Annotated in this window: 17 protein-coding genes and 2 tRNA genes; 10 read left to right on the top strand and 9 right to left on the bottom strand. The window is 57.9% G+C overall.

Going from position 1 to position 24,202, the window contains the following annotated elements:
* Positions 1-4: 4 nt before the first annotated feature.
* A complete protein-coding gene (locus EI293_RS18055; RefSeq protein ID WP_317127229.1) occupies positions 5-1,291 on the bottom strand; it encodes a sensor histidine kinase in 1,287 nt (428 codons plus the stop codon).
* A gap of 129 nt (positions 1,292-1,420) precedes the next feature.
* A complete protein-coding gene (locus EI293_RS18050) occupies positions 1,421-1,711 on the bottom strand; it encodes a hypothetical protein (RefSeq protein ID WP_125439953.1) in 291 nt (96 codons plus the stop codon).
* Between the two features lie 191 nt (positions 1,712-1,902).
* Here EI293_RS18050 and EI293_RS18045 point away from each other — a divergent pair, with 191 nt between their 5' ends.
* Positions 1,903-3,894: a peptidylprolyl isomerase gene (locus tag EI293_RS18045; protein WP_125439952.1), complete on the top strand. Its 1,992-nt coding sequence runs from the start codon at positions 1,903-1,905 to the stop codon at positions 3,892-3,894.
* A gap of 105 nt (positions 3,895-3,999) precedes the next feature.
* On the opposite strand, the gene EI293_RS18040 is transcribed toward EI293_RS18045, so the two are convergent.
* The gene (locus tag EI293_RS18040; protein WP_125439951.1) at positions 4,000-4,341 is read right to left on the bottom strand and encodes a cupin domain-containing protein; all 342 of its coding nucleotides are present in this window, start codon (positions 4,339-4,341) and stop codon (positions 4,000-4,002) included.
* Positions 4,342-4,512: 171 nt separating this feature from the next.
* Here EI293_RS18040 and EI293_RS18035 point away from each other — a divergent pair, with 171 nt between their 5' ends.
* Both EI293_RS18035 and cysK read left to right on the top strand, forming a co-directional pair.
* Positions 4,513-5,349, top strand: a complete 837-nt coding sequence (locus EI293_RS18035) for a serine O-acetyltransferase (protein ID WP_125439950.1) — start codon at positions 4,513-4,515, stop codon at positions 5,347-5,349.
* A gap of 116 nt (positions 5,350-5,465) precedes the next feature.
* Positions 5,466-6,386 carry a cysteine synthase A gene (gene cysK / locus EI293_RS18030; protein ID WP_125439949.1) on the top strand — a complete coding sequence of 307 codons (921 nt, stop codon included), beginning with the start codon at positions 5,466-5,468 and terminating at the stop codon, positions 6,384-6,386.
* 216 nt (positions 6,387-6,602) lie between these two features.
* Here cysK and EI293_RS18025 read toward each other — a convergent pair.
* The 5 genes from EI293_RS18025 to EI293_RS18005 all read right to left on the bottom strand — a co-directional run bounded on the left by EI293_RS18025 (position 6,603) and on the right by EI293_RS18005 (position 14,621).
* Positions 6,603-6,676, bottom strand: a tRNA-Ala gene (locus EI293_RS18025).
* Positions 6,677-6,717: 41 nt separating this feature from the next.
* A tRNA-Ala gene (locus tag EI293_RS18020) sits at positions 6,718-6,791 on the bottom strand.
* Between the two features lie 140 nt (positions 6,792-6,931).
* Positions 6,932-10,390, bottom strand: coding sequence for a TonB-dependent receptor (locus EI293_RS18015; protein WP_125439948.1), 3,459 nt, complete (start codon positions 10,388-10,390; stop codon positions 6,932-6,934).
* 209 nt (positions 10,391-10,599) lie between these two features.
* The gene (locus EI293_RS18010; protein ID WP_125439947.1) at positions 10,600-13,797 is read right to left on the bottom strand and encodes a TonB-dependent receptor; all 3,198 of its coding nucleotides are present in this window, start codon (positions 13,795-13,797) and stop codon (positions 10,600-10,602) included.
* 146 nt (positions 13,798-13,943) lie between these two features.
* Positions 13,944-14,621 (bottom strand): C40 family peptidase, encoded by a 678-nt coding sequence (locus tag EI293_RS18005; protein WP_246010723.1) that lies wholly within the window; start codon positions 14,619-14,621, stop codon positions 13,944-13,946.
* 45 nt (positions 14,622-14,666) lie between these two features.
* Between EI293_RS18005 and EI293_RS18000 the strand changes: the two genes are divergently transcribed.
* Positions 14,667-16,076 carry an FAD-binding oxidoreductase gene (locus tag EI293_RS18000; protein ID WP_125439946.1) on the top strand — a complete coding sequence of 470 codons (1,410 nt, stop codon included), beginning with the start codon at positions 14,667-14,669 and terminating at the stop codon, positions 16,074-16,076.
* Between the two features lie 222 nt (positions 16,077-16,298).
* On the opposite strand, the gene EI293_RS17995 is transcribed toward EI293_RS18000, so the two are convergent.
* Positions 16,299-16,829 carry an acyl-CoA-binding protein gene (locus tag EI293_RS17995; protein ID WP_125439945.1) on the bottom strand — a complete coding sequence of 177 codons (531 nt, stop codon included), beginning with the start codon at positions 16,827-16,829 and terminating at the stop codon, positions 16,299-16,301.
* A gap of 128 nt (positions 16,830-16,957) precedes the next feature.
* Between EI293_RS17995 and asnB the strand changes: the two genes are divergently transcribed.
* The 6 genes from asnB (at position 16,958) to EI293_RS17965 (ending at position 24,150) form a co-directional block, all read left to right on the top strand.
* Positions 16,958-18,865 carry an asparagine synthase (glutamine-hydrolyzing) gene (gene asnB / locus EI293_RS17990; RefSeq protein WP_125439944.1) on the top strand — a complete coding sequence of 636 codons (1,908 nt, stop codon included), beginning with the start codon at positions 16,958-16,960 and terminating at the stop codon, positions 18,863-18,865.
* A gap of 57 nt (positions 18,866-18,922) precedes the next feature.
* Positions 18,923-19,654: a glycosyltransferase family 2 protein gene (locus EI293_RS17985; protein ID WP_125439943.1), complete on the top strand. Its 732-nt coding sequence runs from the start codon at positions 18,923-18,925 to the stop codon at positions 19,652-19,654.
* A 62-nt stretch (positions 19,655-19,716) separates the two neighbouring features.
* The gene (locus EI293_RS17980; RefSeq protein WP_125439942.1) at positions 19,717-21,054 is read left to right on the top strand and encodes a UDP-glucose dehydrogenase family protein; all 1,338 of its coding nucleotides are present in this window, start codon (positions 19,717-19,719) and stop codon (positions 21,052-21,054) included.
* Between the two features lie 108 nt (positions 21,055-21,162).
* Positions 21,163-22,149, top strand: coding sequence for a UDP-glucuronic acid decarboxylase family protein (locus EI293_RS17975; RefSeq protein ID WP_125439941.1), 987 nt, complete (start codon positions 21,163-21,165; stop codon positions 22,147-22,149).
* A 14-nt stretch (positions 22,150-22,163) separates the two neighbouring features.
* Positions 22,164-22,565 (top strand): sugar 3,4-ketoisomerase, encoded by a 402-nt coding sequence (locus tag EI293_RS17970; RefSeq protein WP_125439940.1) that lies wholly within the window; start codon positions 22,164-22,166, stop codon positions 22,563-22,565.
* A gap of 40 nt (positions 22,566-22,605) precedes the next feature.
* Positions 22,606-24,150 (top strand): hypothetical protein, encoded by a 1,545-nt coding sequence (locus EI293_RS17965; RefSeq protein ID WP_125439939.1) that lies wholly within the window; start codon positions 22,606-22,608, stop codon positions 24,148-24,150.
* Positions 24,151-24,202: the final 52 nt, after the last annotated feature.

The raw sequence follows: 24,202 nt of genomic DNA, 5'->3' as shown, positions 1-24,202 counted from the left end.
GTGATTACCCCGGCAAGGTGACGATAAACTCGGTGCCCTGGCCTTCCTCCGTTTCCACGGCAAGCGTACCGGCGTGGCCTTTCGTTACGATATCGTAGCTGAGGGAAAGGCCCAGGCCGGTGCCTTCGCCGGTTGGCTTGGTGGTGAAGAAGGGCTGGAAGATTTTCTGGCGCACGGTTTCCGGAATACCGGTGCCATTGTCGTGCACGCGCACCTCTACGCCGCCGCCGGGCAGGGCGCGGGTGGCTACGCGTACGGTAGGGGCATAGCCGGTTTCACCCTGCTCTTTGCGCTTCTGCACGGCATAAAAGGCGTTGGTAAACAGGTTGAGCAGCACCCGCCCCAGGTCCTGGGCCACGGCCTCAATTTTGGGGAGGGGGGAAGCAAAATCGGTAGTAAGCGTGGCGTTAAAGGACTTGTCCTTCGCCCGCAGGCCGTGGTAGGCCAGGCGCAGATACTCGTCGGCCAGCACGTTGAGGTCGGTGGGTTGCCGCTCGCCGGTGCTGGCGCGGGAGTGTTCGAGCATGCCCCGCACGATGCTGGCGGCGCGCTGCCCGTGGTGGGTAATCTTTTGCAGGTTTTGCTTAAGGTCGGCCAGTAGCTCGGCTTCCAGCTCCTGGTCCCGTTCAGGGCGCTGCTGCTCTTCCTCCAGCTCCATTACCAGCTCGGCACTCACGTCGGAAAAGTTGGTGACGAAGTTGAGGGGGTTCTGAATTTCGTGGGCAATACCGGCCGTCAGCTCGCCTAATGAAGCCATTTTCTCAGACTGAATCAGTTGGGCCTGGGTGGTTCTGAGCTCTTCCAGCGCATGTTGCAGCTCCTCGGTTTGCAGAGTAAGCGAAGACGTCCGCTCGGCCACCATGCGCTCCAGTACCGCATTCTGGGCTGCTATTTCGCGTCGTTCCTTTTCCTCCGCTTCCCGCCGCACCCGTTCGGCTTCCAGCTGCTTCTTCTGCTTTCGGGCAATGAGCACGAAGGTCACCAGCCAGATGATGGCAAACCCCTGGCTATTGCTGAACAGGCCCTTGTACTCGCGCAGAAAGCTGTTGCTCAGGGACCCCGACAGCAGCTCAATGGCCGAATACGCCACGTAGGGCACCACGGCCAGCAGGATGGTCCGGGCCGGCCGGTAATCCTGCACCCGTACCAGCACCAGCACCACCATCACCATCAGCAACAGCGTGTATATCTCATCCAGCCGGTCCGTTTTCCACTGGATGAGCAGGGAAAACAGGTAGAGCAGCAGCCCCGGCACCCAGAAATAACCTAACAGCCGGTTCAGGTGGGGCATCCGGGTGGGTAAATCCAGAAACTGCCGCATACTCCGCACTATTATAGCGGCTATGCCTACGGAAATTAAAATAGACGCGTTTACTTCCATGCGGGGAGAGAGGAGTAGAAACGGGGAATAAACAGGGCTCTATGGCTTGCGCGGAGCGGCCGGCTTGTCGTCGGAGCTACTCAGAAACCGGGGCAGGGGCACGGCCAGCGTGACTACGGGATTATCCGTGGAAGTCTGGCGGCTGTTTTTGGGCGTGCGCGGCAGTACGCCGGCCAGCTCGCCCAGCTTGCCCAGCACCGTGGGCAGCGTCAGATGCACGGTCAGGACCTTCTGCGGCGGCGTTTGGGGGGGCTCCAGGGCTTGGCTGTGGCCGGGTAGTCCGATCAACAGCAACGCCAGCGTAAGCCAGATACAGTAGGAGCGAGGCATGGGAAAGGGGAGATGCGCGGGTAAATATAGGAGTTGCCGGTGGTGCGGTGGCACGAATGGGCAGTCAGCCGAAAAACAGCTGTGGCCTCTGCTCGTCGTGCCGGGTGTAAACCAGCGGCAACGCATAGGCCAGATGCTTTTTGCGGCCGGGGCGTTGCCTTCCCTGCCGGAGTATTTACCTTAGGCCAACCATGACCTACTCTGCTCTTTGTCGGGCTGCGACTCTTGCGGCCACTGCCGGCGCGGCGTTGCTTACTGCCTGCGCCCCACGCCCGGCCGCTTCTTCAGGCGCTGCTTCCACCCAGCTCAACCAGTTTGCCACCGACAGCGTCCGGCGGCGCATTGCCACGTTGCAGGACGAGCGCCGGACGGTGGGCCTGCTGCCATACCTGACCCGCTCCGAAGCTCCTTACCGCCAGGCTGCCGCTGAGGCCCTGGCCTCGGTCCAGGATAAAAAGGCCACTCCGCAGCTGCTAGCCGCCCTACAGGACCCGGAGTGGCGCGTCCGGCAGCTGGCCGCCTACGCCCTCGGCCAGACGGCTGACTCAACGGCCGAGGCCGGGCTGTTGCAGCGCCTGCCCCTGGAACCCGAGGCTACGGTGCGGCATTACGTGCTGGAAGCCCTGGGCCGCTGCACCTCCCGGGCCGGGCTCAGTGCGCTTACCCGTCTGCCCGGTTCTCTGGCTACCGATACAGCTGCTCTCAATGGGCAGGCCTGGGGCCTGTACCGCGCCGGCCTGCGCGGCCTGACTTCGGAGGCGGCCGTGGCCCGATTAGTACAGTTGCTGGGCCGCCCAAACCCGGTGGGTGCCCGGCTGGCGGCGGCCAATGCGCTGGCCCGGACCCGGGGGCTGAACCTGGCGCCGTACGCGGCGGCCATTGGGGCGGCAGCTCAGCAGGATGCCAGCTACGCCGTGCGCAGCGGCGCGGCCTCGGCCCTGGGCAAAGCTGCCGCCGCGCCAACGGTGCCCGGGACGCTGGCCGGCCTTACCCGCCGCGACCCGGACTACCGCGTGCGGGTGAGTGCCTTGCGGGCAATGAATGCTGCCATGTATGCGCCGGTGAAGGAAGCCGCCTGGGCCGCTCTCACCGACGATAATGCGCAGGTAGCCCTGGCCGCCGCCGAGTTCTTTCTGGCCCACGCTACCAATGAGCCCGGAATGGTATTTCTGGAAAAAGCCAACCGCCTGAGCCAGTGGCGGGTGCGGGCCACACTGCTGGCGGCCGCCCTGCGCCAGCCCGGCGAGGAGCGGGCCGCCATTCGGAATGCTGTGCAGGAGCGGTACGCGGCAGCTACCGATACCTACGAGAAAGGCTATCTGCTGAAGGCCCTGGGCGAAGATCCGGCGGCGTTTGATTTCGTGCAGCAGGCCACGTTTTCCCCCAACCAGGCCGTCGTTATCGGTACTTATGGGATGGAAGCCCTGGTTGCCATGCGTCACCACGCGGATTTTCCGGCGGCCCGATACCCCGAGTTTGCCCTGACGCTGCGCCGGGGTGTGCTCGGCGGTGATGTGGCTGTGATGGGTACCGCTGCCGAGGCTATCCGGGACGCGAAACTGAATCTGCGCCGCCTGCTGCCTACTGCTGATTTCCTGGTGCAGGCCCGCAGCCGGCTGGTGCTGCCCCGCGACCTGGAGGCCTGGCAGTCATTGCAGCAAACCATCGACTTTCTGCAGAACCGCCCGGCCACGCCTTCCCCCGTTGCCGCCGCCGCCACCCACCCCATCGACTGGGCCGTGGTAGCCACTATCCCCACCAACCAACGGGTGGTGGTGCGTACCAGTAAGGGCGACGTGGTCATGCAGCTGCTGGTAGATCAGGCCCCCGGTTCCGTGGCCAGCTTTGTCACGCTCACGCAGCAGGGGTTCTATAACGGCAAAAACTTCCACCGCGTAGTGCCCAATTTTGTGGCCCAGGGCGGTTGTCCGCGCGGTGATGGGTGGGGCAGCTCCGACTACAACCTGCGCTCCGAATTTGCCGATTTGCACTACGGTACCGGCGCGGTAGGCCTTGCTTCGGCCGGCAAAGACACCGAGAGCTGCCAGTGGTTTATTACCCACTCACCCACGCCTCATCTGGATGGCCGCTACACCATTTTCGCCCAGGTGGTGCAAGGTATGGACGTCGCCAGCCGCCTCGAAATCGGGGACCGAATTGACAAGGTAGAGCTGGTGAAATAGCAAAAACACTCCTCCCGAGGGGGAAGAAGCTGAGTTTACCATTGGAGCGGTGAATTCAGCTTCTTCCCCCTCGGGAGGAGCGTTTCAGGCGTTTCCGGTTGCTGCTTATTCTTTGTCGCGGCCGTGTACCTGGGCCGGTGGCGAAGTAGCTTCTACCGCCGAAAAGGCTTCCAGCACTTTATAGGTATGAGAGGCACCTTTGGGAACTACCCAGGAGTTGCCGGGTTCCAGCAACACCATCTGGCCTTCCAGATGCAGTTCGGCCCGGCCCTGAAGCACATAACCTACCGTTTCGTAGGGGCGGACGGAAGGCTCCTTCGCTTCGCCGGGCTGCTCATTTTCCCACATGCGCATGGCTACGTGAATGCCGGAAGCCAGGTATTTCTCGCCATCGGGGCCGGTGGGGGAATTTCGGGAGTCAATTTTGGTGAGGGTGGTATCAGCCATAATCAGGAGGAAAGAAGGGTGGAATAGTAAGCGGATAAAGGGCTAACGCGGCCCCCGGGCAATGGGTTATCCGGAAGCCGGTTCCAAACCTTACGAGGCGCGGCTGGTTACAAAACGTCCCGGCCGCTTTATCTTCCGCCGTTGCGGCCGGTGGCTGCTGTTCCTTTGTTTATGTCTGCTTACGAATCCGATTTTCTGCATACCCTCGCGCAGGCTCACCGGCACACGGCGGCCCCGTTGCCGGCGGCGGCCTTCTGCCAGCTGGCCGAGCAGTTGCTGGAGCTGCTGTTCCCGGAGCGGGCGGCCCGGCCCCTGCGCGACGCCGATGCCATTGCCGCCACCCTGCGTCTGTTGCAGGATGATCTGGCCTATCTGCTCCGGGCCGTAGCTGCTGCCCCGTCCGCCACGGAGCTGGCCGTGGCCCTGATGGCGGGGTTACCCGTACTGCGCGAAACCCTGCTGCTTGATGCTGCCGCCATTGTCGCCGCCGACCCTGCCGCCCAGGGTCTGGAGGAAGTGATAAGCACGTACCCGGGCTTCTATGCCATTGCCATGCACCGCTTCGGGCACGGGCTGTATCTGCGCGGCGTGCCCCGGGTACCCCGCCTGCTAAGCGAATACGCCCACCAGCGCACCGGCATCGATATTCATCCGGGAGCCCGCATCGGCCCTTCGTTCTGCATCGACCATGGTACGGGGCTGGTAATCGGGGAAACCTGCGTAATAGGGGCGGGCGTCAAGATTTTTCAGGGTGTCACGCTGGGCGCGCTCAGTGTTGCCAAACATTTGCAGGGTATCAAGCGCCACCCTACCATCGAGGATAACGTGGTGATTTACGCCGGAGCCACTATTTTGGGGGGCAGTACCACGGTGGGCAGTCACAGCATTATCGGCGGCAATGTGTGGCTCACGGAAAGCGTGCCGTCGCACTCCCGCGTATACCACCAGGCCCACATTACCGTAACCCGCTCCCAGGACCCCCGCGAGGATATCATGTTTTCAATCTAGAGTTGAGATGATGAGACCTGAGACGGATGTTTGACGGCCCTTTTGCCTAAACGTCAGTTGACTTCTGAGGTCTACAGTCTCACTTCTTACTTCTCATAGTCTCACTTCTCAAAAAAATGAAAGCGAATTCCATTCTGGATACCATCGGCAACACGCCGCTCCTGCGCCTCAACAAGTTGTTTGCCCACCGCCCCGATGTAGAAATATGGGTGAAGCTGGAACGTGCCAACCCCGGCGGCAGCATCAAGGACCGCATTGCCCTGAGCATGATTGAGCAGGCCGAAAAAGACGGTCTGCTGACACCCGACAGCATCATTGTGGAGCCGACGTCCGGCAACACCGGCGTGGGGCTGGCTATGGTAGCGGCCGTGAAGGGCTATAAGATTACCTTGGTGATGCCCGAGAGCATGAGCATTGAGCGTCGTCGCCTGATGGCTGCCTACGGGGCCAACCTGGAGCTCACGCCCCGCGAGAAAGGCATGAAGGGCGCCATCGAAAAAGCCCACGAGCTGGTGCGCGACACGCCCGGAGCCTGGATGCCCATGCAGTTCGAAAACGCGGCCAACATCAAAGTCCACCAGGAAACCACCGCCCAGGAACTGTTGGCCGACGTACCCGAAGGCTTCGACTTCTACATTACCGGCGTGGGTACCGGCGGCCACCTCACCGGCGTGGCGGAAGTGCTGAAACCAAAGTTCCCGGCCATGAAAGTGTTTGCCGTGGAGCCTGAGCTGTCACCCGTTATCAGCGGCGGCGCGCCCGGCCCGCACCCCATTCAGGGCATCGGCGCGGGCTTTATCCCGGCCAACCTGCACCAGGACGTATTGGATGGTACCATTCAGGTCAGCCAGCAGGAAGCCTTCGATATGGCCCGCCGGGCGGCCCGGGAAGAAGGCATCTTCATGGGGGTATCATCGGGCGCTTCTCTGGCCGCCGTAGCAAAAAAGCTGGACGAAGTGCCCCAGGGTGGCCGCGTACTCACCTTCTGCTACGATACCGGTGAGCGGTACCTCTCAGTAGAAGGCCTGTTCGTTTAAAGCACGGCTGTAGATCGATTTTTTGGATTCGTTTTGCTCTTGGCTTTCGCCTAATGAAAAAGGACCACCTGCAAGGGTGGTCCTTTTTGTTGAGCTGTCAGTCTGGTAAGCAACTGTTTTTCTGCCAGAACGAAGCCGGGCAGACTGGAAAATCCGTGTGAATCCGTTAGCCAACAAAAAAGCCCAACCGGGCGGTTGGGCTTTCAGGAACGGGAGTGGAGAATATCGGAGTCGAACCGATGACCTCTTGCATGCCATGCAAGCGCTCTAGCCAGCTGAGCTAATCCCCCGTTGGGTAAGGCTAATACGTTCGCCGGAGGCGAACCAGGAGTGGAGAATATCGGAGTCGAACCGATGACCTCTTGCATGCCATGCAAGCGCTCTAGCCAGCTGAGCTAATCCCCCCTGTGGTACTTGGGTCCCGCCCGCCGGTTGCGTTTGGTCTGGCAAAAGTACGACGCCTTTTCGAATCCGCAAGGAATCAACAAAAAAAAGTGGGCTGACGATACCGTCAGCCCACTTTTAAGCGGCTAAGTGGTTGAGGCTTAGTTGAAGATGTAGCGTACGCCCACCTGTGCCTGCCAGCGTGAGCCGATGGTGGTCACGTTGTCGCGGAAGGTGCTGTTGAGCGGTACGCCCGGCGTAACGGTGGTAGTACCGCTTACCGTGGTCGACGATGGATTGGTGAGGTAGGGGAACGTGAAGGCGGGCTGACCCTGAGCGGTGTAACCTTGGAAGGTAAGCAGGTTGGTACGGTTAGGTGTACGCAGCGTGCCCCAGTCGCTGTTGAGCAGGTTGCCAATGTTGAAGATGTCCACGCTTAGCTGCAGGGTGTTACGGTTCTTGCCCAAGTCCACAAATAGGTCCTGTAGCAATTTCACGTCTACCTGATGCAACCACGGCAACTCACCCCCGTTACGCTCGGCGTGCTCGCCACGGTGCTTGCTCAGGTAATCATCCTGGCTGATGTATTTGTCCAGATCAGCCCACTGCTGGCTGGCGCTGTATACGCCACCACCTTGAGCCGCCGTTAGCGTTACATCGCGCAACACGATTTCACCTTGGTTACGCGGGATGTACACCAAGTCGTTTGACTGGCTGTCGCCGTTCATGTCGCCTGAGTACAGATAGCTGAAGCGGCCTAGCGGTGAACCGGTGTAGAACACAGACAGCGTGGTGCCCAAGTGGTTGAGGTACTCCTTACGGTAGGAGGCTACCGCAATTACGCGGTGGCGCTGCAGAAACTGCGAATAGCTCAATACATCAGCATTCGGGTCGCCGGACACCGAACGGTCACGCCAGATCGACTGGGCTATGGAGCCGCCATCGTTTACCGAGCGGGAATCAGAGTAGGTATAAGCTAAGCTGGCGAACAGACCGCTGCTGAAATTTTTCTGCACCTGCGCGGTCAGAGCATAGGAGTAGCCCTTGTTCGTATTCTTCATCACAATGGCGTCCGTGATGTTAGGGTTGGCGGCGGTAGCACCACCCTGTCCACCATAGATGCGGTTGTTGGCTACCAGACCAGTACCGGTGTACAGGCCAGCCGCGTTGATGGTGCTGCGCGACAGGTCGTAGAAAATTGGACGGTTATCGGCACCAGCGGAGTTAAGCGTCGAATTGGGTAGGTTCACGTTCTGGTGATACACCGCGTTCATATCCTTGGTGTAGAAGCCTTCCAGCGTGGCCACGAAGCCCGCGCCCAGATCCTGGTCGAGCGCCAAGTTGGAGCGCCATACCTGCGGGAACTTGAAGTCTTTTTCGGTTACAGCCAAGTTGTACGTAGTATTGGCCGCGCGCGAGGCGGGAATATACTTGGCTACATCTGCGGAGAAGGGGTAGTTAGCGGCAGCGGCGGCGCTGGTTGCGGCAACAGAGCCAAACAGAACTCCGTTGTTGCTGGCCTGGTTGGAAATCCACACGAAGGGCACCCGGCCAGTGAAGATACCGGTACCGCCGCGTAACTGGGTTTTCTTGTCGTTGTTCACATCCCAGTTGAATCCAACGCGAGGGGAAAACAGCACCTGCTTCTTGGGCAACTCACCCGTGTTAATTTTCTCCCCGTTGCGGAAGCTCAACGCTGCGGCTGCCGTGTTCTGCGCCACATCGGATTTAATAACCGGCAAATCGGCGCGGATACCGGCCGTGATGCGCAGGTTGGTAAGGGGGGTATACTCATCCTGCAGATAGAGGCCGTACTGCTGGGCCTTGATATCGGCGTAAGGGAATTGGCCTTCCGGATTGGCCGCATACTGCAGTTGGAACTGCGAAGGCGTAGCGCGGGCCGCACTAGGGTTTGTGAACGGCGTGTACTGGCCGGTAGCTCGGTCGTAGGTAAAGCCATTCGCGCTGTAGAAATCCTCCAGCGAGTTGAAGCGGTAGTAGCTGTTATAGTTCGGCGCGAAGCCATTCTTGAACTTATAGAACTCGTTATAGGTGCCTACCGTCACGTTATGCTTGCCGAGGTAAGCCGTGAAGTTGTCGCCAAACTGGTAGGTGTCAGAGTTCAGCAGGTTGCCGGCCGTGAATGGCTCGTACCCAAACGAGGTGTAGGTGGCATTGGGGCTGGTAGCGCCGGTAGTACCCGTGCGGCCTACACCATTGCCAATTTCCACGAAGGGAAAGATGGACGAGAACGGCGTGCGGAAGTCCCGGTTGGCCGTATAGCCCGCCGTCAGGTTGTTGGAGAAGCGGCTGCCGAACGAGCTGTTCAACTCCGCAATGTAGGAGTTGAGGTTGTTATTAATGGTGTAGTAGGCCGCCTGATAGGGTAAACCGAAGGCCGTGCCTGAACGCGTACTGATGGCGCCGCTATTGGACGGTGGCACATCGGCATATGACTTCAGGTAATTGTACTTGACGTTGAAGCGGTGATTCTGGGAGATATTCCAGTCAATCTTGGCCGTTACTTTGTCACTGTTCTGGCGCTGGCTATAGCCTTGGTAAGCGCCGGTTTCATAACCAAACTGCGACTGCACGAAGCTGCTCAGGCTGTTGAGTTGGGTTTCGCTAGCCTGTGAGTAGCTGGTGCCATTGGCGGGGTTGCTGCTGCTGCTGGCCAGGAAGTTGCCGGATGGCGGGTCGGTGCGACGCTCCCGCTCCCCACTCACAAAGAAGAATACTTTGTCTTTAATGATCGGTCCGCCCAGGCGCACCCCATAGTTCTGCAGGCGGAAATCGGTAACCGGTACTTCCACATCACCCACCTTGCGGCCCAGGAATAGCTCCCGCTGGTTGCGGTTATAGAAATAAGCCGAACCTGTCACGGTGTTTGAGCCCGATCGGGTTACGGCGTTGATGCCAGCACCCGTAAATGAACCCTGGCGCACATCATACGGAGCCAGGCTTACCTGGATCTGCTCAATGGCATCAATGGAAATGGGCTGGGCACCAGCCTGCCCACCAATGGTAGACGATAGGCCGAAAGCGTTGTTGAAAACTGCCCCATCAATGGTCACGTTATTGAAGCCACCGTTGCGGCCCCCAAAGCTCTGCCCATTAGCCTGCGGGGTGAGGCGGGTAAAGTCGTTAAAAGAGCGGTTCAGGGTGGGTAAACGCTCAATCTGTTCCCGCTGTACTGTAGTAGCAGCACCCGTACGACCCGCGTTGATAACCGGGTTCTGGCGGCCGGTAACCACTACCTCCCCCAGCGTTTGCTCCGATTCACTCAGGTTGATGTCCAGGCGCTGGTTTTGGCCCAGGCTTAAGAAGATGTTTTCCCGCACTGCTTCTTTGAAACCAACAAAAGATACGCGAATAGTGTAGGGACCTCCTACGCGCATGTTTTGAATGTTGAAGCGGCCCTCGGAGTTAGTAGGAGCCACGTACTGCGTGTTGGTAGGGTTGTGCACGGCAATAACCGTTGCACCGGGTAAGCCACCGCCCGCCTTGTCGGTGATGACACCGTTCATGGCAGAAGTTGTGGTGCCCTGCGCCCAACTCAACTGTGCCGACATGACCGCCAGCGGCACCAGGGCCACAGAAGCGTAAAGATTACGTTTCATAAAAGAGGGGAATGGTGAAAAACCGGTGCAAAAGTACTTTACAGTTGACCTTGGGTAAGTTATTAAAATGTTATTAAAATGAGTTTCTATTACTTCAATTACGGTTGAGCTAGAGAAGGTCACAACTAACCTGTGGGTACAAAAAAAGCGGACGGAGAATATCTCCGTCCGCTTCCAAAATAATGTGTTGTGTAATCGTTAGGCTACGCTTAGTTAAATATGTAGCGCACGCCTAACTGGCCCTGCCAGCGCGAAGCGAAGGGAGCAATGTCATAACCCCGGTTGCCGTTGGCGGCGAAAGTAGCGGGGAAGGTGAAGCTAGGACGAACATTGTTGGCACCTGTAACTTCCGGACGCAGCAGTTCGATGGCATTGTTAGCAACCGAGTACTGACGACCCCAATCTTTGTTAAGCAGATTGCCTACGTTCTGCACGTCAAAGGTGATTTGGAAGGTGTTTTTCTTGCCACCTGCTAAGAAGTTAATGTCTTGAGCAATCCGGATGTCAACTTGGTGCGTCCAAGGAGTGCGGCCAGCAAAACGCTCAGCCAACTGACCACGGTGGCTATTCAGGTAAGGGTCGTTCTGAATGAAGGCCTCCAACTGATCCTGAACCTGAGCAAGCGTACGGGTGTCGCCGGAAGCAAGAATCAGATTAATCTCGTTGATGTCACGTACGTCGCGCGGGATGTAGATCAGGTCGTTGGTGAAGCCGCCGTCGTTGTTCAGGTCGCGGCCGCCCTGGCCATATACATAGGAGATGGGAGCACCTGCCAGACCTTCGTAAATAGCCGAAATGTTGGTAGCAAACATTTTATCGGTACCATAGCGGAAAGTGTATCCACCTGTTACCAGAATGCGGTGGCGCTGGTCGTTGCGTGAGAAGCCTAACTCAGGATTGTTAGGATCGTACTGAACTTGGTTGAACTGCCAGTTCGATAGCGCCGTGCTGCTCGTACCACTGTTCACTTCCTTCGACATGCCGTAGGTGTAAGCTACAGAAGTGTTCAGACCGTTGGTAAATTGCTTCTGCAACTGACCGGTGGCGCTATACCGGTAGCCCTTGCTCGTGTTGGTGAGTTGCAGTACGTTGGTATAGTTCGTGTTGATCTGGCGGGCAGTAGGATATACTGGGCGCTGGTCCGGGCCGGTTAGGCGGCCGGTAGGAGCCACCAAGTTGATGTTGCGGTAGTAAATATCATTGAGGGTTTTCGAATACACCCCTTCAATAGTAGCCACTACATCACCGGGCAGACGGAAGTCAGCGGCCAAGTTCGTGCGCCATACCTGCGGCAGTTTAAAATCTTTGTCCAGTACGTTGATTTCGGACGTTCTAACCGGCGAGTATGGAGCCGTAGTGAACACCGTCGGAATACGGGTAATGTCCGTTACGATGGGCGGATACGTAGTAGTACCGCCGGACGTGCTAGAACGGGCATCTACCGCGCCCTGGATCAGGCCGCTATTGGTGAAGCTGTTCGAAATCCACACGAAGGGTACGCGGCCGGTGAAGATACCAGTACCGCCGCGCAGCTGCACTTTGGCATCGTTATTCACATCCCAGTTAAAGCCTACGCGAGGAGCCCACAGTAACTGGCCGTTTGGCACGTTACGGGTGCTGATGTTGGAACCGAAGCCCGGCTGTGAGTTAGAGCCTTCCGAAAAGCCGGAATTATAGCCCGGCCGGTCAAAGAAGAACGGAGCATCTACCCGCAGACCCATCGTCAGACGTAGGTTTTCAGCGGGCGAATATTCATCCTGTATGTAGGCGCCAAACTGCATGGCGCTGAATTTGGACTCTCCGTTATTGGCCGTAGCATAAGCCGCCTGCAAACGGTTCGGACGCTCATTCACGAAATCTGCCAGCGTGTTGAACTGGTAGTATCCCACCCCGTTATTGATGAACAGGTTGCGGAATGTGAAGAATTCGTTGTGCGTACCCAGTGTGAAGGTGTGCTTGCCGACAGCACGGGTGACGTTATCAGTAAATTCGAAGATATCCTGGTCAAGCTCATTAAAACCCGAACTACGCTCCGTACCGAAGGTGTAGCGGTTACCGGCTTCGTTAATCTCGAAGGTAGGGAACAGGGAGCCAGGCGTGTCGCGGGTATCCCGGATGCGCGAATAGCTCAGCAACAGCTTGTTCGAAACGTTGCCCAAGCGGCTGTCCAATTCGGCTACGGTGCTATTGGTTTTGTTGCTGAATTGATAGCCGTTGCTGCCAAAACGCAATAGCGTTGAGCTGCGAGAAAGGTTATCATCGAAGGCATCAACAAAGTTGTGACGCAGGATCAACTGGTGGTTATCGGACAAGTTGAAGTCCAAACGACCAAAAATCTTGTTGCTTTCCCGCTTCAGGTTGGTATTGCCGAAGTCACCTACGGTATAGCCATACTTCGAAGAGGCAGTGGAGGCAATAGTATTAATTACGCCTACATCGAGACGCGAGGCCGAAGTACCAGGGTCGAAGCCCAAGGGAGCGCTCCGGCGGCTAATTTCGGCATTCAGGAAGAAGAAAACCTTATCCTTCACGATGGCTCCCCCTACACGGGCACCTGTCTGGTAGTCGTAAAAATCAGTAGCCTTGGTGCGAGGTTCCGTTACGCTTTTGCCCACCAAACGCTGGTTACGGCCAAAGCCATAAATAGAAGCGGAAAGGTCGTTTGAACCGGAGCGGGTAACGGCGTTAACGCCACCACCGGTAAAGTTGCCAAGCGTTACATCATAGGGCGCTACTACTACCTGAATTTCCTGGATAGCATCCAAAGAAATAGGCGTGGTGCTAGCTTGGCCGCCGGGCGTACCCGAGCTAGCAAGGCCGAACACGTCGTTGTTTACCGCGCCGTCAATGGTGATGTTGTTGTAGCGGTTGTTTGAGCCACCAATCGAACTGCTGCTGCCACCATTGGCCTGGGGCGAGAGACGCGTGAAGTCGCCAAGGTTGCGGTTCAGGGTGGGTAGACGCTGAATTTGCTCCCTAGAAACGGTCGTGGCTGCTCCCGTACGGCCGGCATTTATTACACGGTCCTGCTGACCCGTAATGGTAACACCTGCCAAAGTCTGCTCTGTCTCGCTCAGATTGATATCCAAACGTTGGTTTTGTCCCAGGGTCAGGAAGATGTTTTCACGTACAGACTCCTTGTAGCCAACGAAGGAAACCCGGATAGTGTAAGGACCTCCTACCCGCATGTTCTGCAGGTTGAAGCGACCTTCCGAGTTGGTGGGGGCTACGTACTGCGTATTGGTCGGCGTGTGTACCGCAATTACTGTGGCGCCCGGCAGACCTTCTCCGCTCTTATCGGTAATAATACCGTTCATCGCAGAAGTAGTCACCTGTGCCCAACTCAGTTGCGCTGACATGACCGCCAGGGGCACTATAGCCACCGAAGCGTAAAGATTGCGTTTCATACAAAGGGGGGATTGGTGAAAAGGGGTGTTTTCTATGCCGGAAAAACGCCGCAAAAGTACTGGTTGCAGCAGCTGTTTGCGTTACCGCAATGTTACGCTTTGAGGAAAAATTGCGCGCTTTTCGGACGCAAAGGTAAGAGGGAAATTCACAATCTGGGCCGCACAGCTTTAATGAATCTGCTGAGGTAGTAGTCCGTTTCCAGGGCGTTTTCAATAACACCTAAGGAGCTGGAAGAGTGAATGAACTGAACGCTTTCCGGCGAAGCTTCCGTCACCATTCCCACGTGGGTGATGGTGCTGCTGCCAGGTGAAGCTCCGAAAAATACCAAATCACCCGGCCGTAAATCCTGTGGTTTAATAGGTTCACCCCATACGGCCTGTTCATTGCTGGAGCGCGGAATGCTCAGGTTTATGGCCGCAAACGACTCGTGCAAGAGTCCGGAGCAGTCCATGCCGAGGCGGGAAGTACCGCCGTATTTGTAGGGAGTGCCCTGATAGGAGCGGGCCGTTTCGATGACGGCCGCCAGTTGGGCGGGCACGTTGGCCGGGAGGGGTCGGGCCGCCGGCCGGCGAACCACCGTTTTGCTTTTACCGGCCGCCGTGGAAGTTTTGGCTTTCGACTTGACCGGCGCTGCGCCGCGCCCGCGTCCGGCGGCTTTCATCCGGGCCATGTCCCGCGCTGAGTAGTACCGGCCGTTGCGGTAGTTTACCTTGCTGGTGGTGCCACAGGCGGCCAGCCAACTTACTACCAGTAGTAATAGTACTGTAGAGAGCAGCCGGTGCCACTGTGCTGAATGCCGTACCTTCGTAACGTGTTCCCGCATTGGGGCAAAGATACGCGAAGCCTCCATTTTACCCCTCATCTTTCTATGGACTTTCAACTCCTGACTCTTGCCCTGGTGGCCGAATTTGAGGCCATTGTTGGCCCGGCCCACGTTCTCACGGCTCAGCGCGTGGAGGCGGACGTGTACGCCGACTACGGCCGCGACCATACCGAAGACCTGTATTTTGCCCCCGATGTAGTGCTCCGGCCCGGTAACGCCGAGGAAATCAGCCGTATTGTGCGCCTCTGCCACGAGCACCACATTCCCGTAACGCCGCGTGGCGCGGGTACCGGCCTGAGCGGTGGGGCATTGCCCATTCACCACGGCGTGGTGCTGAGCACCGAGCGGCTAAACCGCATCCTGGAAATCGATGAGCGGAATCTGCAGGCTACCGTGGAACCGGGCGTAGTGAATGAAGCTTTCCAGCAGGCGGTGCAGGCCGTGGGACTATTCTATCCGCCCGACCCCGCCAGCAAAGGCAGCTGCTTTCTGGGCGGCAACCTGGCCCACAGCAGCGGCGGCCCCAAGGCCGTGAAATACGGTACCACCCGCGACTATGTACTGAACCTGCAGGTAGTGCTGCCCACGGGGGAAATCATCTGGACGGCGGCTAATACGCTCAAGAACTCCACCGGCTACAACCTCACCCAGCTGATGGTCGGCTCGGAAGGCACGCTGGGTATCATCACCAAAGTGGTGTTTCGGCTGCTGCCTTACCCCAAGCATAATATTCTGATGTTGGTGCCCTTCCGTCAGGAGGCGCAGGCGGCCGAGGCCGTATCGGCGGTATTCCGGGCCGGCATCATTCCGTCGGGCATGGAGTTTATGGAGCGCGAGGCCATTTCTTGGTCGTCGGACTACCTGAAAATCCCGCTTACACTGCCCGAGGACATTACGGCCCATCTGCTCATTGAGCTCGATGGCCAAGACCTCGACGAGCTATATAAGGAAGCGGAGCAAGTGTACGCCGTGCTGGAACGCTACGACGTGGGCGAAATTTTGCTGGCCGATAACGCCACCCAAAAGGACGAGCTCTGGAAAATCCGCCGCAACATTGGCAATTCGGTGCGCTACAACTCGGTGTATAAGGAGGAAGACACCGTGGTGCCCCGCGCCGAGCTGCCAACTTTGCTCAAGGGCGTGAAAGAAATCGGGGCCCGCTACGGCTTCAAGAGCGTGTGCTACGGTCACGCCGGCGACGGCAACCTGCACGTGAACATCATCCGCGGCGACCTGGACGACGAAATGTGGAACGTGGGCCTGCGCCAGCCCATCACCGAGATATTTGAGCTGTGCGTGAAGCTGGGCGGCACCATCTCGGGGGAGCACGGTATCGGGCTGGTGCAGAAAGGCTACATCGGCATTGCCCTGCAGGAAGCCAACCTGAACCTGATGCGCGGCATCAAAGGTGTATTCGACCCCCACGGCATCCTGAATCCGGGCAAAATCTTCTAAATCACAGATGTTGCGGATGAAGCCGCAGATACCGCAGATTCGTTCTGTATTACCGGTGATGCAGCTGTAAAGATTACAGCTACAACGTCCTCACGGATTACGACTTTAGCTGACCCATCTGATAACACAAAAGACCTCCCGTGCGGGAGGCCTTTTGTGTTATCAGATGAGATGAGGAAAAAAATCTGTGTTATCTGCGGCTTCATCCGCAACATCTGTGATTTAGCTTTGCTCGCCTTTCAGCTTGTCTTCGCCGCCGTAGGGCGCGCCGGCCGTAATGTCGCCGCGCAGGCCGCCCTGCGATACGCCGGGTCCGCCGGTAGGCTGCTGCGAAAGTGTCGTGTTGTCGTCGGCTTGTACTTCCGGGCTGGAAGCGGCGTCGGCACCACTTACCTGTGAGCCGGTGGCGGGGTGGCCGTTGCCGGTAATGATGTTGGCTTTCTCACTTACCGGACCGGCAAGGCTGTTCACCTTCTCGATGTACTGGCGGCGGGCCTCGTCTTGGTCGGTGCCCTTATACTTGCTCCAGGCATCCCACTGGGCCTGCGACAGGCCCTCGGGGCCGTTGGGGTTATCGGGCGTGTCGTCGCCTACTTCGTCGCGCTTGGTGTCATGGTCGCCCTCGGTGGCTTGCTTGTAGAGACCGTACAGATCGGTCATGTGGGCGGCGGCCTGGTCGCCGGGCAGCCCGTCTACGCGGGATACGGCGGCTTCGAAATCTTGCTGAAGGCTCATTTTATCTTGCAGTGTCATGGGAAGGAGAAAGTGGTGGGAGGGGAGTGTATGAGGGGTGTACTAAGGTGGCCCGGCTTTGGTTGCGGGCGGGCACGGGAGTTTTTTTAAGAACTCAAGTCCCGATAGTTCGTACTTTTGCCCGCCTTATGTGTGGAATCTCCGGAGTATTCGCTTTTACCGACGCAGGTCGCAGTTCGCTGGCCTCGCTGCGCGCCTCAACCGATGCCATCGTCAGCCGTGGCCCTGACTCCCAGGGTCACTTCGTGTACGAGCGGTGCGGCCTGGGTTTCCGGCGCCTGGCCATCCTCGACCTCTCGGCCGACGGCAACCAGCCCATGACCGACGAGTCGGGTCGCTATACCATCGTCTTCAACGGCGAAATATTCAACTTTAAAGAGCTGCGCCAGAAGCTGGTGGCCAAGGGGCACCACTTTCATTCCCAGACCGATACCGAAGTGGTATTGCATCTCTACATCTCGGAGGGGCGCAACTTCCTGAAGAAGCTCAACGGCTTTTTCGACTTCGCCATTTACGACAAGGAGGAAGATTCCATCTTCCTGGCCCGTGACCGGATGGGGGAGAAGCCTCTGCTGGTGTACCGCGACGAGGACAAGCTGCTGTTTGCCTCTGAGATGAAGTCGTTGCTGGCCCTGGGCATTCCGCGCAAGCTCGATTACGTGGCCCTGAGCCATTACCTGCAGCTCAACTACATTCCCGGTCCCGCCACCATTTTCAAAGGCGTGAAGAAATTGTTGCCCGGTCACTACCTGTTCGTGAAGGGCAAGAAGGTGGTGAAGAAGCGCTGGTACAAGATTCCCTACGACCCCAAAAAGGTTGAGAAAAACAAGACCAGCTACGAGCAGCAGCAGAAGAAGCTGGTGGAACTGCTGGACGACGCCACCGCCCGCCGTCTCGTGGCCGATGTGCCCGTGGGCGCGTTCCTGAGCGGCGGTATTGATTCGTCGGTAGTCGTGGCCCTGGCCTCGCGCCACACCCAGCACCTGAACACGTTCAGCATCGGCTTTGCCGATGAGCCGTTCTTCGACGAAACCAAGTACGCCAAGCTGGTAGCCGACCGGTACAAGACCAACCACACGGTTTTCTCGCTGAAGAATCAGGACCTCTACGACCACATCTTCGACGTCCTGAACTACCTTGATGAGCCCTTTGCCGATTCCTCGGCCCTGGCGGTGTACATCCTCAGCAAGCGCACCCGCGAAAAAGCCACCGTGGCCCTGAGCGGCGACGGTGCCGACGAGATTTTTGCTGGCTACAACAAGCACATGGGCGAGTTCCAGGTGCGGCAGGGCGGCTTCAAGGCCGAAGCCGTTACCGGCCTCAACTTGCTCTGGGACGTGCTGCCCAAGTCGCGCAACTCGTTTTTTGGCAACAAAATCCGCCAGTTCCAGCGGTTCTCGCGCGGCATGCTCAGCGGCCCCAAAGACCGGTACTGGGATTGGGCCTCGTTTGCTTCCGAGAAGGATGCTCGGGGCCTGCTCAGCGCCGCGTCCCGCCGCAAAGTGGGCCGGAAGCTGGCCGAGAAGCGCCGCCGCGACATTCTAGAGGACCTGCACGCCGACGGCGACCTGAACGAAGTACTGCTCACTGATACCAAGCTGGTGCTGCCCTACGACATGCTGGCCAAAGTGGACCTGATGAGCATGGCCAACTCCCTGGAGGTGCGCCCGCCCTTCCTCGATCCCAACGTGGTGCGTTTCGCCTTCTCGTTGCCCGTCAGCAGCAAGATTGATGCGAACATGAAGAAGAAGATTGTGCAGGATGCCTTCCGGCCCATGCTGCCCGAGGAGCTATACAAGCGCCCCAAGCACGGCTTCGAAGTGCCGCTGCTCAAGTGGTTCCGGGGCGAGCTGCGCCCCCTGATTGAGGACGATTTACTGTCCGATGGCTTCATCGAGGCCCAGGGCGTATTCGACGTGGACGCTATCCGGGGCCTGAAGAAGCAGCTGTTTAGCAGCAGCCCCGGCGACGTGCATGCCCGTATCTGGGCGCTCATCGTGTTCCAGTGGTGGTGGAAGCGGTGGATGGCGGCATAACCGCTTCGTTTTTTACCGCTTTATCTCCTGATTTTACCTTCTGCTTTTCCTTTTGCTATGTCGGCACCTGTTCCCCCGCGTAAGCTTTCCATCATCATTCCGGCTTACAATGAAGGAGCAACTATCCACCTGATCTTGGATCAGGTGAAGGCGGTAGAGTTGATTGGCGGTTTTACCAAGGAGGTAATCATTGTGAATGACTGCTCCCGCGACAATACGGAGCAGGCCATCCAGCAGTACATGGCGGCCAACCCCGACCTGCCGATTCAGTACCGCAAGCACGAAGTAAACCAGGGAAAAGGGGCCGCGCTGCACACCGGCATCCGGGAAGCAACCGGCGACTACCTCATCATTCAGGATGCCGACCTGGAGTACGACCCCGAGGAATACAACGTGCTGCTGCGGCCCGTGCTGCGCGGTATGGCCGACGTAGTATACGGCTCCCGCTTCATGGGCGGCAAGCCCCACCGCATTCTGTTCTTCTGGCACAGCATCGGGAACAAGTGGCTGACTTCTCTGTGCAACGCGTTTTCCAACCTGAATCTCACGGATATGGAAACCTGCTACAAGCTGTTCCGCCGCGACATTGTGCAGGGCCTGACGCTGGAGGAAAAACGTTTCGGCTTCGAGCCGGAAGTGACGCTCAAAATGGCGCGCGTCCCCAACGTACGCATTTACGAAGTAGGCATCAGCTACTACGGCCGCACCTACGCTGAGGGCAAGAAGATAGGCTGGCGCGACGGATTCCGGGCCATCTACTGCATCATCAAATACGGCTTGTCCAGCTGATCAACAGCCGGCCCAGGCGGCACAAGAACATTCTTTGACACTCTACCGATAGACTTCTTCATATGAAAATTGCAGTAGTAGGCACTGGCTACGTAGGCCTCGTGACGGGCACCTGCTTCGCCGAAGTGGGTATTGATGTAACCTGCATCGATATTGACCAGCGCAAGATTGACAACCTGCACCAGGGTATTCTGCCCATTTATGAGCCGGGGCTGGAGGAAATGGTGTCGCGCAACGTGGCCGCCGGCCGCCTGCATTTTTCCACCAAACTCAGCGAGGCCATCAAAGACTGCGACGTAGCTTTCATTGCCGTGGGAACTCCTCCCGGCGAGGACGGTTCGGCCGACCTGAAGTACGTGCTGGGCGTGGCCCGGGAAATTGGTGAGAACATGACCAACTACGGCGTAATCGTGACCAAGAGCACGGTGCCGGTAGGTACGGCCGCTAAGGTGCGCAAGGAAATTACCGACGCCCTGGCCAAACGCAACGAAACCATCGACTTCGACGTGGCCTCCAACCCCGAGTTCCTGAAGGAAGGGGCGGCCATCGACGACTTTCTGAAGCCCGACCGCATTGTGGTAGGTGTGGCGTCGGAACGCGCCGAGGAAGTAATGACCAAGCTCTACAAGCCCTTCCTGCTCAACGGCCACCCGATTATCTTCATGGATATTCCGTCGGCGGAAATGACGAAATACGCGGCCAACTCCATGCTGGCCACCAAAATTTCGTTCATGAACGACATTGCCAACCTGTGCGAAATCATGGGGGCCGATGTAAACATGGTGCGCAAAGGCATCGGTTCCGATGCTCGTATCGGCACCAAGTTCATTTACCCCGGTATCGGCTACGGCGGCTCCTGCTTCCCCAAAGACGTGAAGGCGCTCATCAAAACGGCCCAGGAAAACGGCTACCAGATGCAGGTGCTCCAGGCCGTGGAAAGCGTGAATGACGCCCAGAAGGAAGTACTGTTCGACAAGGTGAAAAAGCACTTTGGTGGCGAGCTGCAGGGTAAGAAAATGGCCGTGTGGGGCCTGTCGTTCAAGCCCAAAACCGACGACATGCGTGAAGCTCCGTCGTTGGTTATTATTGAGAAGCTGCTGGCCGAAGGCTGCACCGTGACAGCCTACGACCCGGTGGCTATGCCCGAGGCCAAACACTCGCTGGGGGATACCATCACCTACGCCAAAGACCAGATGGAAGCCCTCATCGATGCGGATGCCCTGCTCATCGTGACGGAGTGGCCCGAGTTTCGGGTGCCTAACTTTGAGGTAATGAGCCGGTTGCTCAAGCAGAAGGTTATCTTCGATGGTCGTAATATCTACGATGCCGCCGAGCTGAAAGAAGCCGGTTTTGCCTACCATTGCATCGGCATCCGGACGGCTCACCACGAACCGGCATAAAGAAGTGAACGGCTCATGGCTGCCGGCTATTGGCTTTCCGCTCCTGATTTTGCTCCTGTCACAGAAACGCTGCTAGCTAACCGCTATCAGTCAAAATATCAACGTAGTATGGCTGACAAAAAAAGAATTCTGATAACCGGCGGCGCTGGTTTTCTTGGCTCGCACCTCTGCGACAGGTTCATGGCCGAAGGGTACCATGTCATTGCCATGGATAACCTGGTGACCGGTGACCTGAAGAACATTGAGCACCTGTTCGGCAAGGAAAACTTCGAGTTTCATCATCACGATGTATCGAAGTTCGTTTTTGTGCCCGGCCAGCTGGACTACATTCTGCACTTTGCCTCTCCCGCTTCGCCCATCGATTACCTGAAGATTCCGATTCAGACGCTGAAGGTGGGCTCACTGGGTACCCACAACCTGCTGGGCCTGGCCCGCGTGAAAAATGCCCGCGTTCTAATTGCCAGCACCTCGGAGGTGTATGGCGACCCGGAGGTGCATCCGCAGGTGGAGGAATACTATGGCAACGTGAACCCGGTGGGGCCGCGCGGCTGCTACGATGAGGCCAAGCGGTTCCAGGAAGCCATTACCATGGCCTACCACACGCACCACGGCTTGGAAACCCGTATCATCCGCATCTTCAATACCTATGGCCCCCGCATGCGCCTCAACGACGGTCGTGTGTTGCCAGCATTCCTCTCGCAGGCCCTGCGGGGAGAAAACCTGACGGTTTTCGGCGACGGTTCCCAGACCCGGGCCTTCTGTTACGTGGATGATCTGGTGGAAGGAATCTACCGGCTGCTGCTGTCGGATTACCCGCTGCCCGTCAACATCGGCAACCCCGATGAAATCACCATTAAGGAGTTCGGAGAAGAAATTGCCCGGCTTACCGGCGTGGAGTTCAAGCCCGATTACCGCCCGCTGCCCACCAACGACCCCATGAAACGGCGGCCGGATATCACCAAGGCAAAGGAGATTCTGGGCTGGGAGCCCAAGGTTGACCGCGCCGAAGGCCTGCGCCGTACGCTGGAGTACTTCAAGGAAAACGTGCCCGGCGTAGTAAACGGGCAAGTGGATAACACCCCCCGTACCTTCTAGGTTGTGTTTTGCGCATGTCTTCCCCGTACCTGATTCAGTTTCCCAAGCTGGGAGCACCTGACATCGGTTATATTACTGTAGCAGAAGGAACCCACCTGATTCCGTTTGCGGTAGCCCGTACCTTCTGGACCTATCACACTCCGGAAAGTATCGTGCGCGGGAGGCATGCGCATCACCAAACGCAGCAGGTGCTAGTGGCCGTAGCGGGACGCATTACAGTAACGACGGAAGTCCTAGGTTCTCCCGTGCAGACTTTCGTACTGGATCAGCCCACTGTGGGGCTGTACATTCCGCCGCACGCCTGGCACACTATGCAATACTCGGCGGGGGCAGTGCAGCTGGCCTTGGCATCCGGAACGTATGATCCGGCGGATTATATCCGGGATTACGAGGATTTTAAGAGAGTATGGGGCTGATAGTTTTTTTCTCAGCCAGAGCTTTTGTACGCTTTATGGTATGAGTTGGCTGTACCGCAACCCGGCGTGGGTTTTTACGGCGCTGTTACTGCTGATATCGGGCTGGTTTGTAGCGTTTCCGGATATTATTCCAGTAAATCATGGGTTTGGCTTTGAGGGTGCGTATTTCTACAAAGCCGTAGCTACGGATTTTTACCAGACAGTATTTGTACGAGGCATCAACTCGTATAGTATTCAGCGCATCCTGCCTTTCGGCCTGCTGCACTACACGTTCCGGCTGCTGGGGTTGCCCTTCACGGATGCGGCTATGCTCCGCTATTTTGAGCTGTATAATGCGGTGGTGGGGGTACTGCTGGTGTATTACTGGCACCGCACGGCCCGGCTGCTGCACCTTACCCTCGCCGCTACCTGGAGTGGCTACATAGGATTACTGCTCAACTTCGCCACGCTGAAGTACGATACCTACGTGCCGTTCACTTATGACCGTACAGCCTTGCTGATGGGCATGATGAGCGTCTATTACCATTTGGCCCGCCAGCCCATTCGGCTGCTGCTGACGGCTCTGGTATCCCTGCTGGTCTGGCCCACTGCCGTGTACTGTAACGTGTGTTTGCTGCTGCTGCCACCTTTCCTATCGGTTAACCCGCAGGGCAACCGGCCTCTGAGCATGTTGTGGGCCGCCGTTAGTAGCACAGTTCTCGCTGGCCTGTGTATCGGCACGGTGTACGTCAAGCACATCAGTTTAGGCATGTTGGTAGCCCCAACGGAGGCTACGTTGGTACCGCTCAGCATCGCGCTGATTACCGCTTATTGCGCTTTTACCCAATACACGGTGGCCCGGGCATTGCTGGGCTGCCCGCAGGAACTATGGCGGGTTGCCAGGGAAGTGCTCCGGCAACCCAGGGCTTGGGTAATGGTAATCGTGCTAATAACCGCGTACCTGGGCCTGACCCGTGGCCTCGGCACGCAGGGCAACGAGCACCTGAACGGAGCCACGTTTCTGGTGAACGTGGTGTATGGAGCCATCAGCCGGCCGTTACAGGCCATTGTGGCGCACAGCAATTACTACGGTCTGCCAGTGGTACTGGCCCTGCTGTACTGGCGGCGCGTGTGCACCGCCCTGCGCGAACTGGGGTTGGGTATAGGTGCTTTGTTTGTGCTGTTGCTGCTGCTCTCGGTGAACTGTGAAACGCGGCAACTGGCTAATCTGCTGCCGGTGGTAGTGGTAGTGGTGGCCGTGGTGGTGCAACAGCTGAAGCCGCGCGCGTGGGCGGTGGCCGCCAGTGCCGGCTTGTGCCTCGTGCAGTCGAAAGTGTGGCTGCGCATCAATAATTTTGACCCCACATTCGGGCAACCCAACGACCAGTTTCCGTTAGGGGATGGAGTTGGTAACGAATACGTCTGGAATTCGCCCTTCCAGGCCTACTGGATGAACATCGGCCCCTGGACCAGCAACCAGTATCTGCTGTGGCAGGGGTTGGTGCTGCTGCTGCTGCTGGGGCTGGTACGCTGGCTGTACGCCCCCACGCGTCGGTCAACGCCGACTACGGAAGCTCCTGAAACTACTTCGGTAGCTCGGGTTTGATTCCGCATCTTTACGCTCCGGTTCTCTCTGCGGAGCCGGGCTGTCTTTTGCC

The organism is Hymenobacter perfusus (assembly GCF_003944765.1).
Taxonomy (GTDB): Bacteria; Bacteroidota; Bacteroidia; order Cytophagales; family Hymenobacteraceae; genus Hymenobacter; species Hymenobacter perfusus.
Note: the sequence above shows the minus strand (reverse complement) of the source record. Positions and strands in the feature narration are given on the sequence as shown.

What these genes read in the sequence shown, in the direction of transcription:
- EI293_RS18045 (WP_125439952.1), top strand. Translation starts at nt 1,903, where the DNA reads ATGACCTACTCTGCTCTTTGTCGGGCTGCGACTCTTGCGGCCACTGCC.
- EI293_RS17970 (WP_125439940.1), top strand. Translation starts at nt 22,164, where the DNA reads ATGTCTTCCCCGTACCTGATTCAGTTTCCCAAGCTGGGAGCACCTGAC.
- EI293_RS18000 (WP_125439946.1), top strand. Translation starts at nt 14,667, where the DNA reads ATGGACTTTCAACTCCTGACTCTTGCCCTGGTGGCCGAATTTGAGGCC.
- EI293_RS17975 (WP_125439941.1), top strand. Translation starts at nt 21,163, where the DNA reads ATGGCTGACAAAAAAAGAATTCTGATAACCGGCGGCGCTGGTTTTCTT.
- EI293_RS18015 (WP_125439948.1), bottom strand. Translation starts at nt 10,390, where the DNA reads ATGAAACGTAATCTTTACGCTTCTGTGGCCCTGGTGCCGCTGGCGGTC.
- EI293_RS18040 (WP_125439951.1), bottom strand. Translation starts at nt 4,341, where the DNA reads ATGGCTGATACCACCCTCACCAAAATTGACTCCCGAAATTCCCCCACC.
- EI293_RS17995 (WP_125439945.1), bottom strand. Translation starts at nt 16,829, where the DNA reads ATGACACTGCAAGATAAAATGAGCCTTCAGCAAGATTTCGAAGCCGCC.
- asnB (WP_125439944.1), top strand. Translation starts at nt 16,958, where the DNA reads ATGTGTGGAATCTCCGGAGTATTCGCTTTTACCGACGCAGGTCGCAGT.
- EI293_RS17965 (WP_125439939.1), top strand. Translation starts at nt 22,606, where the DNA reads ATGAGTTGGCTGTACCGCAACCCGGCGTGGGTTTTTACGGCGCTGTTA.
- cysK (WP_125439949.1), top strand. Translation starts at nt 5,466, where the DNA reads ATGAAAGCGAATTCCATTCTGGATACCATCGGCAACACGCCGCTCCTG.
- EI293_RS18035 (WP_125439950.1), top strand. Translation starts at nt 4,513, where the DNA reads ATGTCTGCTTACGAATCCGATTTTCTGCATACCCTCGCGCAGGCTCAC.
- EI293_RS17980 (WP_125439942.1), top strand. Translation starts at nt 19,717, where the DNA reads ATGAAAATTGCAGTAGTAGGCACTGGCTACGTAGGCCTCGTGACGGGC.
- EI293_RS18005 (WP_246010723.1), bottom strand. Translation starts at nt 14,621, where the DNA reads ATGCGGGAACACGTTACGAAGGTACGGCATTCAGCACAGTGGCACCGG.
- EI293_RS18010 (WP_125439947.1), bottom strand. Translation starts at nt 13,797, where the DNA reads ATGAAACGCAATCTTTACGCTTCGGTGGCTATAGTGCCCCTGGCGGTC.
- EI293_RS18050 (WP_125439953.1), bottom strand. Translation starts at nt 1,711, where the DNA reads ATGCCTCGCTCCTACTGTATCTGGCTTACGCTGGCGTTGCTGTTGATC.
- EI293_RS18055 (WP_317127229.1), bottom strand. Translation starts at nt 1,291, where the DNA reads ATGCCCCACCTGAACCGGCTGTTAGGTTATTTCTGGGTGCCGGGGCTG.
- EI293_RS17985 (WP_125439943.1), top strand. Translation starts at nt 18,923, where the DNA reads ATGTCGGCACCTGTTCCCCCGCGTAAGCTTTCCATCATCATTCCGGCT.